Origin of the sequence: Salinisphaera sp. T5B8 (genome assembly GCF_040361255.1) — a bacterium.
In the GTDB taxonomy this organism is placed as follows: domain Bacteria; phylum Pseudomonadota; class Gammaproteobacteria; order Nevskiales; family Salinisphaeraceae; genus Salinisphaera.
Genome location: NZ_APNG01000017.1, coordinates 52,283 through 66,529 on the forward strand (window position 1 = coordinate 52,283; position 14,247 = coordinate 66,529).

At 63.6% G+C, this 14,247-nt stretch carries 14 protein-coding genes; 12 read left to right on the top strand and 2 right to left on the bottom strand.

Going from position 1 to position 14,247, the window contains the following annotated elements; translation table 11 throughout:
• Positions 1–71: 71 nt before the first annotated feature.
• The 6 genes from T5B8_RS14875 to T5B8_RS14900 all read left to right on the top strand — a co-directional run bounded on the left by T5B8_RS14875 (position 72) and on the right by T5B8_RS14900 (position 5,236).
• Positions 72–683, top strand: coding sequence for a MotA/TolQ/ExbB proton channel family protein (locus tag T5B8_RS14875; protein ID WP_353180022.1), 612 nt, complete (start codon positions 72–74; stop codon positions 681–683).
• Positions 680–1,090 (top strand): ExbD/TolR family protein, encoded by a 411-nt coding sequence (locus T5B8_RS14880; RefSeq protein ID WP_353180023.1) that lies wholly within the window; start codon positions 680–682, stop codon positions 1,088–1,090. The genes T5B8_RS14875 and T5B8_RS14880 overlap by 4 nt, the downstream gene beginning before the upstream one ends.
• Before the next feature lie 86 nt (positions 1,091–1,176).
• Positions 1,177–2,913, top strand: coding sequence for a lipid A export permease/ATP-binding protein MsbA (gene msbA / locus T5B8_RS14885; protein ID WP_353180024.1), 1,737 nt, complete (start codon positions 1,177–1,179; stop codon positions 2,911–2,913).
• Positions 2,914–2,970: 57 nt separating this feature from the next.
• Positions 2,971–3,963, top strand: a complete 993-nt coding sequence (lpxK, locus tag T5B8_RS14890; RefSeq protein ID WP_353180025.1) for a tetraacyldisaccharide 4'-kinase — start codon at positions 2,971–2,973, stop codon at positions 3,961–3,963.
• Positions 3,964–3,971: 8 nt separating this feature from the next.
• Entirely contained in the window at positions 3,972–4,739 is a 768-nt protein-coding gene (gene kdsB / locus T5B8_RS14895) for a 3-deoxy-manno-octulosonate cytidylyltransferase (RefSeq protein WP_353180026.1), read from the top strand.
• On the top strand, positions 4,736–5,236 hold the full coding sequence (locus T5B8_RS14900) for a low molecular weight protein-tyrosine-phosphatase (RefSeq protein ID WP_353180028.1): 501 nt from the start codon (positions 4,736–4,738) through the stop codon (positions 5,234–5,236). Before kdsB ends, T5B8_RS14900 begins: the two co-directional genes overlap by 4 nt.
• Before the next feature lie 156 nt (positions 5,237–5,392).
• Here the strand turns inward: T5B8_RS14900 and rne are convergent, their stop codons facing one another.
• Positions 5,393–8,950 (bottom strand): ribonuclease E, encoded by a 3,558-nt coding sequence (gene rne / locus T5B8_RS14905; RefSeq protein ID WP_502950804.1) that lies wholly within the window; start codon positions 8,948–8,950, stop codon positions 5,393–5,395.
• 382 nt (positions 8,951–9,332) lie between these two features.
• Between rne and T5B8_RS14910 the strand changes: the two genes are divergently transcribed.
• Together T5B8_RS14910 and T5B8_RS14915 are read left to right on the top strand one after the other, a co-directional pair.
• Entirely contained in the window at positions 9,333–10,217 is an 885-nt protein-coding gene (locus tag T5B8_RS14910) for an RluA family pseudouridine synthase (protein WP_353180031.1), read from the top strand.
• Positions 10,217–10,879 carry an HAD family hydrolase gene (locus tag T5B8_RS14915; protein WP_353180033.1) on the top strand — a complete coding sequence of 221 codons (663 nt, stop codon included), beginning with the start codon at positions 10,217–10,219 and terminating at the stop codon, positions 10,877–10,879. The genes T5B8_RS14910 and T5B8_RS14915 overlap by 1 nt, the downstream gene beginning before the upstream one ends.
• Positions 10,880–11,167: 288 nt before the next feature.
• Here the strand turns inward: T5B8_RS14915 and T5B8_RS14920 are convergent, their stop codons facing one another.
• On the bottom strand, positions 11,168–11,761 hold the full coding sequence (locus T5B8_RS14920; RefSeq protein ID WP_353180034.1) for a Maf family protein: 594 nt from the start codon (positions 11,759–11,761) through the stop codon (positions 11,168–11,170).
• A gap of 136 nt (positions 11,762–11,897) precedes the next feature.
• Between T5B8_RS14920 and T5B8_RS14925 the strand changes: the two genes are divergently transcribed.
• The 4 genes from T5B8_RS14925 to clpS all read left to right on the top strand — a co-directional run bounded on the left by T5B8_RS14925 (position 11,898) and on the right by clpS (position 14,220).
• On the top strand, positions 11,898–12,431 hold the full coding sequence (locus T5B8_RS14925; protein ID WP_353180035.1) for a YceD family protein: 534 nt from the start codon (positions 11,898–11,900) through the stop codon (positions 12,429–12,431).
• 34 nt (positions 12,432–12,465) lie between these two features.
• The gene (gene rpmF / locus T5B8_RS14930; protein ID WP_353180036.1) at positions 12,466–12,651 is read left to right on the top strand and encodes a 50S ribosomal protein L32; all 186 of its coding nucleotides are present in this window, start codon (positions 12,466–12,468) and stop codon (positions 12,649–12,651) included.
• A 44-nt stretch (positions 12,652–12,695) separates the two neighbouring features.
• The gene (gene plsX, locus T5B8_RS14935; protein ID WP_353180037.1) at positions 12,696–13,706 is read left to right on the top strand and encodes a phosphate acyltransferase PlsX; all 1,011 of its coding nucleotides are present in this window, start codon (positions 12,696–12,698) and stop codon (positions 13,704–13,706) included.
• Positions 13,707–13,887: 181 nt separating this feature from the next.
• On the top strand, positions 13,888–14,220 hold the full coding sequence (gene clpS / locus T5B8_RS14940; RefSeq protein WP_006913917.1) for an ATP-dependent Clp protease adapter ClpS: 333 nt from the start codon (positions 13,888–13,890) through the stop codon (positions 14,218–14,220).
• The last annotated feature ends 27 nt before the right edge of the window (positions 14,221–14,247 follow it).

A 14,247-nucleotide genomic window follows, 5' to 3' on the forward strand; every position in this document is an offset into this window, starting at 1 on the left:
CGGCAGTATGGGTGGCCGGCAACGATTCAGGCGCTTATCATGCCGTCTTGCCTGACATTGAAGGAAAAGGCATGGCAGAAATGCTGGCGGCCGGTGGCTGGCTGATGCTACCGATCGCGATCTGTTCCGTGCTCGGCCTCGCCATCGTGATCGAGCGCGCCTGGGCATTGCATATCCAGCGTGTTGCGCCCCCGCGGCTGCTCGAACAGCGTGCCCAGTTGGCACGCTCGCCCGCGCTATCGAACGCGGATCGACAATCGCTGGAGGCGCACAGTCCGCTCGGCCGTGTCTGGGCCGCGGTGATGGCGACGCGCAGTGAAGGCACGGATATTCGCCGCGAACGGATCGAGGAGGCCGGCCGTCAGGCCGCCCACGATATGTCGCGCTATCTGAATACGCTGGGCACCATCGCCGCGATTACGCCGCTGCTGGGTCTGCTCGGCACGGTGGCGGGCATGATCCAGATCTTCGCGACGATGACCGAAGCCGGACTGGGCGATGCCCAGGCGCTGGCGGGTGGTATCGGCCAGGCGCTGGTGACCACGGCGGCCGGGTTGTGCGTGGCGATCCCGGCGCTGGTGGCCTATCGCTATTTCAACGGCCTGGTGGAAAAACGCGGCCTGCTGCTCGAGCAATGGGCGGTGCGTCTGATTGAAGACCAGCGCGACGCGCCAAGCACATGAAATTCGTACGCCGCGTCGCCGATCAGGAGCCGTCGGTCAATCTCACCCCGTTGATCGACGTAGTGTTTCTGCTGCTGATCTTTTTCATGGTTTCGAGCCGCTTCATCGACGAAAAACAGCTCGAACTGGAGTTGCCCGGCGCGACCAGTGCACAGGCGGTGGCCAGCGAACAGGCGGTGATCGTGGAGATTAATGCCGATGGCGACTATCGCGTCGACGGGCGTGGGGTGGCCGCGAATGCGTTGGTCGCATCGCTGCTATCACTACGGGCACAATATCCGGATCGGCCGCTGCGTTTACGCGCAGATGGTGCGGCCAGCCATGCGGCCGTGGTGCGGGCCATGGACGCGGCCGCGCGGGCCGAATTCGACCGTGTGGAGATCGCAACCGGTGGCGATGCCCGCTGACCGGCGGGCCCGGCGCACGACGCGTCGGGTTGTTCACTTTTACGTATAGGCCTTTCATTTTGGCGCGAGAGAAATTCGAAACGAACATGCCGATCGGCGAGATCTATCCTCGCCTGCTGCGTTATACCTGGCGCCACAAGAAATGGCTGGGTATCGCCGCGATCGGCATGGCGGGTTACGCGGCGGCCGATACGGCGCTCATCTATATCCTCAAGCCGTTACTCGACGGTAGCATCGTCGACCGCGACCCGTGGATGATCCGCTGGATCCCGGCGTTCATGCTGGTGCTGTTCCTGTTTCGTGGCGCTTTTGGGTTTTGTTCGAGCTACGGCATGTCGTGGGTCGCCAATCGCGTGATCTACAACGTGCGCAGCGATATCTTTTCCCAGTTCCTGCGTCTGCCGTCGAGCTTTTTCGATGCCAATTCGACCGGCAAGACCACGGCCAAGCTGACCTATTACACCGGCCAGATCTCGGGCGCTGCCACCAGCGCGATCACGATCATGATCCAGGACTCGCTGCGGGTGGTGGGTTTTACCTTTCTGATGTTCTGGATCAACTGGTCGCTGGCGCTGATTACGCTGGTGGTCGGGCCGATTATCGCGGTCATCGTCAGCTATGTCTCGAAGCGCTTTCGGCGTTACAGCATGAGCATTCAGCAGTCGATGAGCGATATCACCCACGTCAGCGAGGAAGTGCTCACCGGTCAGCGGGTGGTCAAGGTCTTCGGCGGTGAAGAACGCGAGCGCCGCAGTTTCGACAAGATCAACGAGCGCAACCGTCGCATGTCGATGCGCAAGGCCACCACCAGTGCGGCGAGTGTGCCCGTGATTCAGCTGATCGCTGCATTCGCCGTGGCCTTCGTGGTGTCGGTTGCGGTACGCGATACCGGCGGCGGGGTGATGTCACCGGGCGATTTGGCCGCCTTCTTCGGCGCCATGATGGCCATGATGGGCCCGATCAAGCGCCTGACGAGCGTGAACGCAACCATCCAGGCCGGCATGGCCGCGGCCGGCGCGATTTTCGAGTTGATCGACGAGCCAACCGAGAACGACCAAGGCACCCTGAGCATCGATCGCGCCGAAGGCCATATCGAAGTGCGCGATCTGTGGTTTCGTTACCCCCGAACCGAAACCGATGTCCTGCGCGATATCGGCTTCGAAGTGAAACCGGGCCAGACGGTCGCGTTTGTGGGCCGCTCGGGCAGCGGTAAATCCACGCTGCTGTCATTGTTGCCGCGGTTCTACGATTATGATCGCGGCAGCATACTGCTCGACGGTCATGACCTGGCCGAGTATCGGCTCACCGATCTGCGCCGCCAGATCAGCCTGGTCGACCAGAACGTGATTCTGTTCAACGATACCGTCGCCGGCAATATCGCGTACGGGGTGCTGGGCAATGCCGATCGCGAGACTGTAATCGATGCCGCCAAACGGGCATATGCGGATGAATTCATCCAGTCGCTGCCCAAGGGCTATGACACCCTGGTCGGCCAGAACGGCATCATGCTGTCGGGCGGCCAGCGTCAGCGTATCGCCATTGCCCGCGCGCTGCTCAAGGATTCGCCGATTCTGATTCTGGACGAGGCGACCTCGGCACTCGATACCGAATCCGAAAAAGCGATCCAGAAAGGTCTGGATGTGCTCATGCAGAATCGCACCACGCTGGTGATCGCTCATCGGTTGTCGACCATTCAGGATGCCGATCTGATCGTGGTCATGCACGACGGCGAACTGGTGGAAAAAGGCACGCACAGCGAGCTGATGCAGATCGGTGGTCATTATCGCGGTCTGCACGATATCCAGTTCGCGCGCCCGGACTGAACGCATAGGCATGGACGCTGTGTTGGTACAGCCCATGCCGTATTGTCGGACTGATTGATGCGTGAAGCGCTCGAACGCAGCTGGTACGACCCGAACGGGGCCTGGCCGCTGCTCAAACCGCTGGCCTGGGTATTCGGGGGCGTGGTGGCGCTACGCCGTGGCGGTTATCGGCGCGGCTGGCTCGCCAGCGAACGCATCGATGTCCCCGTGCTGGTCGTTGGCAATATTACCGTGGGCGGCAGCGGCAAGACGCCGCTCACGCTCGCCCTGATCGACAAGCTGCGCGCACGCGGTCTACGCGTCGGCGTGGTATCGCGTGGCTATGGCGGCAAGTCGGATCGCTATCCGCTCGATGTCGACGCCGATACGCCGGCCGCGCTTGCCGGCGACGAGCCAGCGATGATCGCACGCCAATCCGGTGCGCTCGTGGTGGTGGATCCGCGCCGGCCGCGCGGCGCGCGCCGGCTGGTCGCGCAGGGCGCGGATATCGTGATCGCCGACGACGGTCTGCAGCACTATGCACTGGCCCGAGACGCCGAGATCGCGGTCACCGATGCGCGCCGCGGGCTGGGCAATGCGCGGCTGTTGCCGGCCGGGCCGCTGCGCGAAGCGCCGGCACGCCTGGATACGGTGGATCTATCGCTGGTGCACGGGCAGGGCGCAGACTTCTGGCTCGCGCCGGGCGCGGCCTATCCGGTCGCCGGGGCCGGCGCGACGCGCGAACTCACGACCTTTAAAGGCGCGCCGGTGCATGCAATCGCCGGTATCGGCGATCCGCGCCGTTTTTTCGACATGCTGCGCGAACAGGGCCTCGAGGTGATCGAACACCCTATGCCGGATCATCATCGTTATGAGCCGGCCGATCTCGACTTCGCGGACGATTACCCAGTGCTCATGACCTGCAAGGACGCGGTCAAGTGTGGCGCATTCGATAACGCCGGCCGCTGCTGGCAGGTGCCGGTTCGCGTATCGTTCAGTCAGGCATGCGAAGCGCGTATCGAGGCGCTGCTCGATCGCTTGACCGAGCGCGTGCACATGCATCGAGGATAGAAGAACGTATGGATTTCGTTGTCATCATTCCGGCCCGGCTGGCCAGCACACGTCTGCCCAACAAGGTGCTGCGTACGATTGCCGGCGAGCCGATGCTCGCCCATGTCTGCCGCGCGGCACGTGCCAGCGGCGCGGCCGAGGTGATCGTGGCCACCGATAGCGAGGCGGTGGCCGAGGCCGCGCGGGTGGCCGGCGTGAGCGCGTGCATGACCCGTGCCGATCACAGCTGCGGTACCGATCGTATCGCCGAAGTAGCGGCACAACGTAGCTGGCCGGATGAGGCGATCGTGGTCAATGTTCAGGCCGACGAACCGTTGATGCCGCCGGCGTTGGTCGATCAGGTCGCCGCGGCGCTGGCAAACGACACCGAGGCCGCGATTGCCACCGCTTGTACGCCGATTGGCGATGCCGAGACGTTTCATAACCCCAATGTGGTCAAGGTGGTCGCCTCGGCCGCCGGGCGTGCCGTGTATTTCAGCCGCGCGCCGATTCCGTTTCATCGCGATAGCGGCAATACCGATTTTGCCCGGTCGGCACGCCGTCATCTGGGTATCTATGCCTATCGCGCAGGTGCGCTCAAACGCTTTTCGGCAGCGGCACCCGGCGCGCTGGAGCGTATCGAATCGCTCGAGCAACTGCGGGCTTATGAACTGAACATGCCGATCGCGCTGGTCGAGGCGGTCGCCGTGCCCGGCCCGGGCGTGGATACCGCCGAGGATATCGCCCTGGTCGAAGCGCTGATGGCCTCCCGCTCGGCCTCGGAGTCCGCATCATGAATCGATCGCCCACCCGTGTCATGTTTGTCTGCCTGGGCAATATCTGCCGCTCGCCGACCGCGCATGGCGTTTTCCGCCAGAAGGTCGCGCAGGCGGGTCTGGCCGACCGGATCGAAATTGCGTCCTCGGGTACGGGCGACTGGCATATCGGCAAGCCGCCGGATGCACGCGCGGCCCGCGCGGCGCGGGCGCGTCGTGTCGATATCGACGATCTGCGTGCCCAGCAGGTCACGGCGCAGGATCTAGCGGATTTCGATTACGTGCTGGCGATGGATGCCGACAATCTGGCGTCGTTGCAGACCCTCTATCGGGCCACGCCGCAAGCGCGGGCTGAAGTCGACCTGTTCATGCGCTTCAGCAACGACTATAGAAATCAGAGTGTGCCGGACCCGTATTTCGGCGGCGACCGTGGTTTCGAGCTCGTCCTCGACATGATCGAGGATGCCTCGGCCGGGCTGCTGGCCGATATCCGCAGACGCTGGGCCGGCATCGATTAAACGCCGTGGTCGTCGGCGGTTTGGCGGGTCTGCCGGCCATCGTACCGATGCAGTGCGAGCGATACGCCCGGCGTCACCGGCGTAATCTGACGCAGACATAAAAAAGGCCCGGCCCATCGTGGGCCGAGCCTCCTTTACACAGCGGTGCGCCTCAGGCTATTGGCCGCCGGTATTGGCCGGCTTTTGCGTAGATTCCGCGTCGTCCGCCTGCGCATCGGCATCGACCTGCGTTTCCACCTGCTCGAGCCGGCTTTCCTCGCTATCGGCTGACGTGTCGGCTTTGCCGACAACCTCATCGACGCTGGCCCGTGATTGCGCCTGGGGCACATCCGCCGCTGCCGGCGCTGCGTCGTCGCTACTCGCCGCCGCTTCGGTTTCGGACACCGCTTCGGCATCCGCCTTGGCGCTGTCCTCGATATCGGCCTGCTGGGTCGGCTCACCGGCTTGGGTTTCGACTTGTTGCAGCGTGCTGGACTCGTCGCCCGCTGTGGCGGCCTTGGCCGGCGCGGCCTTTTTCTTGGCCGGGCGCTTGCGCTTGGGTTTGGGGGCCGGCTCATCGCCCTCAGCCGATCCGGTATCGGATTTTTCGGCAGCGGCTGTCGGGCGGGCCGGATTGTCCGTCGCTGCGCCCGCGTCTTCGCTGTCGGTGCTGGCCGCGGCGTCGTCTGCCGGTTCGGCCGGTTTCGCGGGCTCTTCCTGCGCGGTTTCGGTCGGGGTCTCGTCGACCGCGGGCGTGCTTGCGGGTTTGGGCTCGGGCTTCGGCTCGGGCTTGGCGGTATCACCGCTTTCGCCTTCGTCAGCACGGGCACTGGCGGCCTGCTCACTGGTTTCGACCGTACCGAGTTCGGATTCGGCCTGGGCCGGCTTGTGCCCGGACGCTGCCTTGGCGTTCTCGCTGGCGGTTACCGCCGACCAGGGCTGATCGTCCTCGGGCGCGGGCGCCTGTAACGGTTTGGAGGCCTCGGCCTGTTTTTCCGCGCTCGGCTCGGCAGCGGGGGCGTTCTCGTGGCTGCTCGTCTGCGTTTGGCCCTGAGTCTCCGCCTCGTTACTTTGCGCTTCGGCCTTCGCGTTATCGGCGTTTGCGTTATCGGCTGGCTTGTCCGCGTTCAGCGAGGCGTCATCGGCCGGTGTGGGCGTCGCCGATGCGTTGTCGCTCTCGCCCGGTCTGGCCTGCGCCGCGGCCTGGCTGTCATCGGCTGTGCTCGTGGCGCCATCCGATTGCCCCTGTGCGCTACCGGCCTGGTTGGCCTCATCTTCGCCATCGGCGTTCTGGGACTCGCCGTTCTGCGAATCGCTGGCGCTCTTGTTGCGATTGCGCCCACCACGACGCCCGCGTCCGCCGCGCCGACGACGGCGGCGGCCGCCGCCTTCGTTATTGCTGTCGGTGCTCGTGTTGTCGGCGTTGTCGCTGGTGTTTTCGGCCGCGCTCTCGGTGGCCGCTTCGTCCGTCGTATCGTTGGTCGCCGCCTGCTGGGTGGCGTCCTCCGGCTTCGGCTCGTTATTGGCCGCCGCCTTGGGCTTCGACTGCTTGGCGTCGTCTACGTTTTTCGTCGGCGCGGACTTGTCTTTCTTTTGTTCGTCCTTCGAGGCGTCGTCGCCCTTGGCGTCGTTCGCCTTGTTCTGCGCGGGCTTTTTATCCTTGGGCTTATTGTTGCCGCCGTCGCTGCGCTTGTTGGCGTTATCGTCGTTCTTGCGCGTGTTGTTCGACTTGTTCTGGTTGTTCTGGGCGTTTTCGTTGTCGCTGTTGTCGTTATCGCCTCGGTTGTTACGCCGATTGCGTCCGCCGCGGCGCGAACGCTTGTTGGCGTTGTTGCCGCTATTGTTGTCGCTGTTGTTCTGGTTGTCGTTCGAGCGATTACCGCGCCGTGGCTTGGTCTTGCGCGCGCCCTCGTTGCGATCGCCGCTATCGTCGCGCTTGTCGGCGCTGCTATCGCGCGCCTGTGACTGGCTGCTGTCGGTGCTGGCCGCGGTCGTCGTGGTGGCGGGGCGGGCGTCGCCGGCGAAGATACGGCGCAGTGCATCCCAGAGTTGTTGCCAGGGCGTCATGACGGCCGTAGGCGGCGCAGCCGGTGCCTCGGCGGCGGGTGCCTTGCGTTCGATGACCGGGGCGTCGGGACGGGCGACCCGCTTGACCGCCGGTTCTTCGCGCGCGGTCGCGGCGGCGCTGTGATCCGGCTCGACCGGTTTTTCGATCTCGACGTGGGTGTCCAGACGATAGCTGGTGGCGTCGTTGGCGTCTTCGGAAAGCTGGTCGCCGCGCACACGCTTGATTTCGTAGTGCGGGGTTTCCAGGGTGTGGTTCGGCACCAGGGTGACCTGGGTGCCCGAGCGTTTTTCCACGCCGGCGATATCGTCGCGTTTTTCGTTGAGCAGAAAGCTGGCGACCGCGATCGGCAACTGTACGATCACGCGGCCCGTGGCCGGCTTCATTGCTTCTTCCTCGAGCAGGCGCAGAATCGATAGCGACAGCGATTCGACGCTGCGAATCGAACCGCGGCCCAGGCAGCGCGGGCAGGCCTGCGAGGAATATTCCGACAGCGACGGCTTGAGGCGCTGACGCGACATCTCGAGCAGGCCGAAGCGCGAGATGCGCCCGATCTGAACCCGCGCGCGGTCCGCCTTGGCGGCCTGCTTGAGACGGTTTTCCACCTCGCGCTGGTTCTTGTTGTTCTCCATGTCGATGAAGTCGATGACCACCAGCCCGCCGAGATCGCGGATACGCAGCTGGCGGGCGACCTCATCAGCCGCTTCGAGATTGGTGTTGAAGGCGGTTTCCTCGATGCCGCCGCCCTTGGTGGCGCGCGCCGAGTTGATATCCACCGAGGTCATCGCTTCGGTATGGTCGATGACGATCGAGCCGCCGGAGGGCAGGGTGACCTCCCGTTCGAAGGCGCTCTCGATCTGGGATTCGACCTGGAAACGCGAGAACAGCGGCGTTTCGTCGGTGTAGTGCTTGAGCTTGTTGAGGGCATGCGGCATGACCTGCTGCATGAACTCGCGCCCGGTTTCGTAGATATCGGCCTGGTCGATGAGCACTTCGCCGATATCGTCACGCAGGTAGTCGCGCAGCGCGCGAATGATGACGTTGGATTCCTGGTAGACCAGGAACGGCGCCTTGCGCGCTTCGGCGGCGTCGTTGATCGCCTTCCAGACCTGGACCAGATAATCCAGATCCCATTGCAGCTCTTCGGCGCATCGACCCACGCCGGCGGTGCGCACGATCACGCCCATGCCGTTGGGGACCTGAACTTCGTTGAGCGCTTCGCGCAGCTCGTTGCGGTCCTCGCCCTCGATACGCCGCGACACGCCGCCGGCGCGCGGGTTGTTGGGCATGAGTACCAGATAGCGCCCGGCGAGGCTCACGAAGGTGGTGAGTGCGGCACCCTTGTTGCCACGCTCCTCTTTTTCCACCTGGACGATGATCTCCTGACCTTCGGACAGCGCATGCTTGATGCTGTCCTTGCCGTTACCACCGTTGTTGTTCTTGTTGAAGTAGTCCTTGGCCACTTCCTTGAGCGGCAGAAAACCGTGCCGATTGCCGCCGTAGTCGATGAAGGCGGCTTCGAGGCTCGGTTCGACACGCGTCACGCGGCCCTTGTAGACGTTGGCCTTGCGCTGTTCGCGGCTGCCGACTTCGATATCTAGATCATGGAGTTTCTGGCCATCGACGATCGCCACGCGCAGCTCTTCGGGCTGCGTGGCGTTGATCAAAATGCGTTTCATTCGAATGGATCTCGACTGGCGCTCGACTGCCCGAGAGTGTGAGCGGCGCGCGCAAACAGGCGCCGGCCGCCGGCGTACCCGTGTTGTCGCAGCCGGTTATGGCGGTAGCGATCACGTGGTGCACAGCAGCAATCAGACAGGAGCACATGGATAAATAAATGACTCTTAGCGGAAACACGCTGGTCGCCGGGGCGCATGCTAGGCTTGCCCTGCTTTATTTTCAGCGTGTGACAAATGACTGTCAGTCGGTGATTGCGTACCCGCGCGGGAAAGGCGTCGGCGGACAGGTCAATCAACCCGACCTTGGGAGTGTAATCTGACTACGGCACCCGCTCAAGTTCGCTATGTCCGTGTCGATCATAACGACGCCGACATGCGACTCGACAATTTTCTGTTGCGTACCTTTCGCAACGTTCCGAAATCGAAGGTCTATCGCATCATTCGCAGCGGCGAGGTGCGCGTCAACCGCGGCCGGGCGAAACCGGGGACGCGCCTGAACGAAGGCGACGAGATCCGGCTGCCGCCGGTGCGTCAAAAGGAAAAGCCGGGCCCCGGGCGCCCGCCCGACGCACTCATCGCCAAGACACGTGCGGCGTTGATGCTCGAACGCGACGATCTGCTGGCGTTCAACAAGCCGGCGGGCCTGGCGGTGCATGCCGGCAGCGGCCTGCGCTTCGGTCTGATCGAGGTGCTGCGTGTGGCGCGCCCCGGCGAGTATGTAGAGCTCGTGCACCGGCTCGACCGCGCCACCAGCGGCTGTCTGCTGGTGGCCCGCTCGCGCGCGGCCCTGGATGCGCTGCGCGCCGGCCTCAACGATGCCAGCGCGACCAAACGCTATCTGGCGCTGGTCGATGGCCACTGGGAAGCCGGCGCGGTGGAGGTCGATGCGCCGCTGTCGCGCGATGTGGAGCGGGGCGGCGAACGCATGGTCACGGTGGACCCGAGTGGCGGCAAGGTGAGCGTGTCGCGTTTCGAACCGATCGCCTTTTATGACGATGCCACATTAATGTCTGTGCGCATCAAGACCGGACGCACCCATCAGATTCGCGTTCACGCCGCGCACTGCGGGCATCCAGTGGCCGCCGATGACAAGTATGGCTCCAATCAGCGCGCGCGGCTGTGGCAGGAGCGCGGGTTAAAGCGCATGTTCTTGCATGCCGAACATATCGACATGCCATACGACAACGACACACTGCAGCTCGACGCGCCGCTGGCGAATGACTTGCAACAGATACTGGATCGGCTGGATAAGGCGTAATGAAGCGATACGAACTGCTGGTATTCGATTGGGACGGCACGCTCATGGACTCGGCCGGCGAGATCGTGGCCGCGATGCAGAACGCGATTCAGGAGATCGGCCTGCCGGAGCGCTCGCCGGACCGCATGCGTGAACTCATTGGCCTGGGTCTGGACGATGTGCTGGCCCGGCTGTTTCCCGAACTCGACACCCAACGCGTACGCGCGCGCCTGCACGCCTACCGCGCGCGCTATGGCATGAAGCGCAGCGCCGCCGAGCTGTTTCCGCCCGTGCGTGGGGCGCTGGATACACTGAAGGCCCGCGGTTTCACCATGGCGGTAGCGACGGGCAAGAGCCGGCGCGGGCTCGATTCGGCCCTGCGTTCGACCGGTACCGAAGGGTATTTCCGCTGGACCCGCTGTGCCGACGAATCCACGCCCAAACCGGCCCCGGACATGCTTGAAGAAATTCTGCTGTGGTCGGCGACCGTGCCCGAAAATGCGCTGATGATCGGCGATACCGAATACGATGTCGCCATGGCCCGCGCCGCGGGCGTGGATGCGATCGGTGTCGGCTGTGGCGTGCACGATGCCCAGCGCCTGCGCCGGGCCGGGGCGATCGAGGTGCTCGACAGTGTCGAGACGCTACCCGAGTGGTTGGCGTGCGAACGGCGTAGCGCCTAGGGAAGCACTGCACAACCTGTCGTGGTCGCGCCGGCGTGCTTTGCGCGTGATTGACAAGGAAGTGAGAGCGTAGCGTGCTCGTTGCACGGTAGCGAACACTGACGCCGATCAAGCGCGCGCAAAGCCCCGGCCCGCAAGGGGTTCGGCCTCAAATGCGCCGCGACGGCGTTGCCGAGCTTGACCTGCCAATGAGGCAGGCGCTGCGCTCGGACGCCTTGTCGCAATGCATTTGACCTTGAAAGTCTTTCCAGGGCGAACGCGAGCCGCGAGACGTTATGCAGAGCTTCCCTAGGGAATCTCGACGCCGGCCTGTTCGAGCATTCGGCACAGCGCGATCAGTGGCAGGCCGACCAGGGTCGACGGGTCTTTCGTTTCGATCGACTCGACCAGACTGATGCCCAGGCCTTCGGACTTGATACTGCCGGCGGTGGCGGTCACGTCTTCGGCGGCCACATAGCGCGCGATCTGGGCATCGCTAAGTTCGCGAAAGCGTGTGGTGACCGTTTCTACCTGGGCGCGCGGCGTCTCGAAGTTGGGAGCGCATACGCACAGCCCGGTATGGAAATAAACGGTCTTGCCGGATTGTCGGCGCAGTTGCGCGCGCGCTTTTTCCGGGGTGCCCGGCTTGCCGAGAATGTCGCCCTCGACATCGGCGACCTGATCGGAGCCGATCACGATGGCCTCCGGCCAGTCGTCGAAAATGGTGCGCGCCTTGGCGATGGCCAGGCGCTCGGCCAGCGCGGCCGGGGCCTCGCCAGCGCGCGGGGTTTCGTCGATATCCGGCGAGGTGGCTTCGAAGCGAATTCCCAGCTGTCTCAGCAGCTGGCGGCGCCAGGGCGAACTGGAGGCGAGGATGATCGGTGCAGGGCGGTGCGAGGCCATGACATATCCTTGGTCGGCGAAGCGCGAAGGATAAACGATCGACACGCCTTTACGCTTTACTCAGACGAGCGCGAATGGGCGTGCGGGCGCCGAAATGCTTTGACTTGGCGGCCCTTCGCCCCTATTATCGCGCGCCATGAACACGCCCCGAGCGCTGGTATCACGCGTCGATTACCGTCGACTTGCCACACAGCAGGGGCGTATCGAAGGTTGTCTCGATCTGGTTCGTCTGGATCGGGTCGCGGCCGAGACGATCGATGCCGGCAGCGAGCCGGTGGTGGTCGACCTCGTGTTTCGGGAGGATGCGCAAAGACGTGTCCATGTCGAGGGCGATATCAGCACGACGCTGCGGCTGGAATGCCAGCGTTGTCTGAATGCTTTCGATCAGCCGATGAACGTTGACGTGGCCGGCGTGGTGGTCGGCGACGATAGCGCTGCTGCAAACGTGCCGCGCGAATACGAGCCGGTGCTGGCCGATGGCGATATGCTGGATGTGCATGCGCTGGTGGCCGACGAGTTGCTGTTGGCGCTGCCGAGCGTAGCCCGCTGCAGCCGGCCGGAGTGCACGGCGCAGTATGTCGATCACGACATGCCGCGCAGTGACGAACAAGACGATGAACGACGCAACAATCCGTTCGCGGTGCTGAGTCAGCTCAAACGCGACGATTGACGATTTTCGACAACGCTGGAAGACATAGAACGCCATGGCCGTCCAAAAGAACCGCAAATCCCGTTCGAAGCGCGATAAACGTCGCAACACGCACGCCAGCATGAACCCGCCGACGCTGTCGATCGACCAGACGACGGGCGAGACGCATCTGCGTCATCACGTCACGCGCGATGGTTTCTATCGTGGTCGCCGGGTCGTCAATACCGGCGACGACATTTAAAGATCGAATGATGTCCGGGGCTTGATTGCCCCGGATTTCGATTGATGACGCGTATCGCAGTCGACGCCATGAGCGGCGACCACGGCGCCCCTGTGGCCGTGGATGCTGCCGTGGCGAGCTTGCATGCCCACCCCGATCTGGAAATCGTTCTGGTCGGGGATACCGAGATGCTCAATCGCCAGATTGCGCGCCAGAAGAATGCCGACTTCGGCAGTCGTCTGGCCGTGCGTCATGCCGGCGAAGTGGTGGGCATGTCGGAGTCGCCTGCGCGCTCTCTGCGCCAGAAAAAAGACTCCTCGATGCGCGTGGCCATCAATCTGGTCCAGGCCGGCGATGCCCAGGCCTGCGTGTCTGCCGGCAATACCGGCGCGTTGATGGCGACCGCACGTTTCGTGCTCAAGACCCTGGCCGGCATCGACCGTCCGGCGATCGTGTCGCCGATTCCTTCGCGGCGCGGGCATACACTGATGCTCGATCTGGGCGCGAACGCCGAATCCACGCCCGAACAGCTTTTTCAGTTCGCGGTAATGGGCGCGGTGCTTGCCGAGGCGGTGCACGGCGTGGAAGAACCGCGCGTGGGGCTGCTCAATATCGGCGCCGAGGAAATCAAGGGTAACACCCAGATTCAGCAGGCCGGCAAATTACTCGGCGACAGCGAGCTCAACTATATCGGCTTCGTCGAAGGCGACGATATCTATATCGGCGATGTCGACGTGGTGGTCTGTGACGGCTTCGTGGGTAATGTCGCCCTCAAGACCAGCGAAGGGCTGGGCAAGCTCATCGCCCAGTTCCTGCGCGAGGAATTTTCGCGCAATGCACTCACCCGCAGCGCGGCATTCTTTGCCATGCCGGTGCTCAAGGCGTTTCGGCGCCGCGTCGATCCGCGCCAGTACAACGGCGCCACCTTCATCGGCCTGCAGGGTACGGTCATCAAATCGCACGGCGATGCCGATGCGGTGGCCTTTGCCAGCGCGATCAATGTCGCACGCGTGGAAGTCGAACAGCAGGTTCCGGAGCGTATCCGCACGCTGCTCGCCCACAACCTCGGCGAATAAGTCCTGAATTTATCGACCGTCGCTGGCGCGCAGGCCGCGCCGGCATGGTCGTTGTGCGAATCGATTGCGTGTGATCGATTGATTTGCTGCCCCCGTATCCTTATATCCTGCGTATAGAAAATGGATCCGATGCCGATCAAGTCTCTAGAGGGACGCGCCGGCAAGCCGAGGTAGGGGCCCAATGAGTCAGTCCGACAAACCCAAGCCGACGGTGGAAGACGAAGGCGAGGCCGTTGTCGAAACCAGTCGGCCCAAAACCAAGCAGCCGCCGCTGTACAAGGTGGTCATGCACAACGACGATTTCACGCCGATGGAATTCGTCGTTGAAGTCTTGATGACGTTTTTCAATCTCAACCGCGAGCAATCGGTACAGATCATGCTGACCGTTCATACGCGGGGCAAGGCGGTGGCTGGTACGTTTACGGCTCAGATAGCCGAGACCAAGGTGGCGATGGTCAACGATCACGCACGCGCCCACCAGCACCCGCTGTTGTGTACTATGGAAAAAGCCTGATTTTCGAACCACTCACGGGACACGATC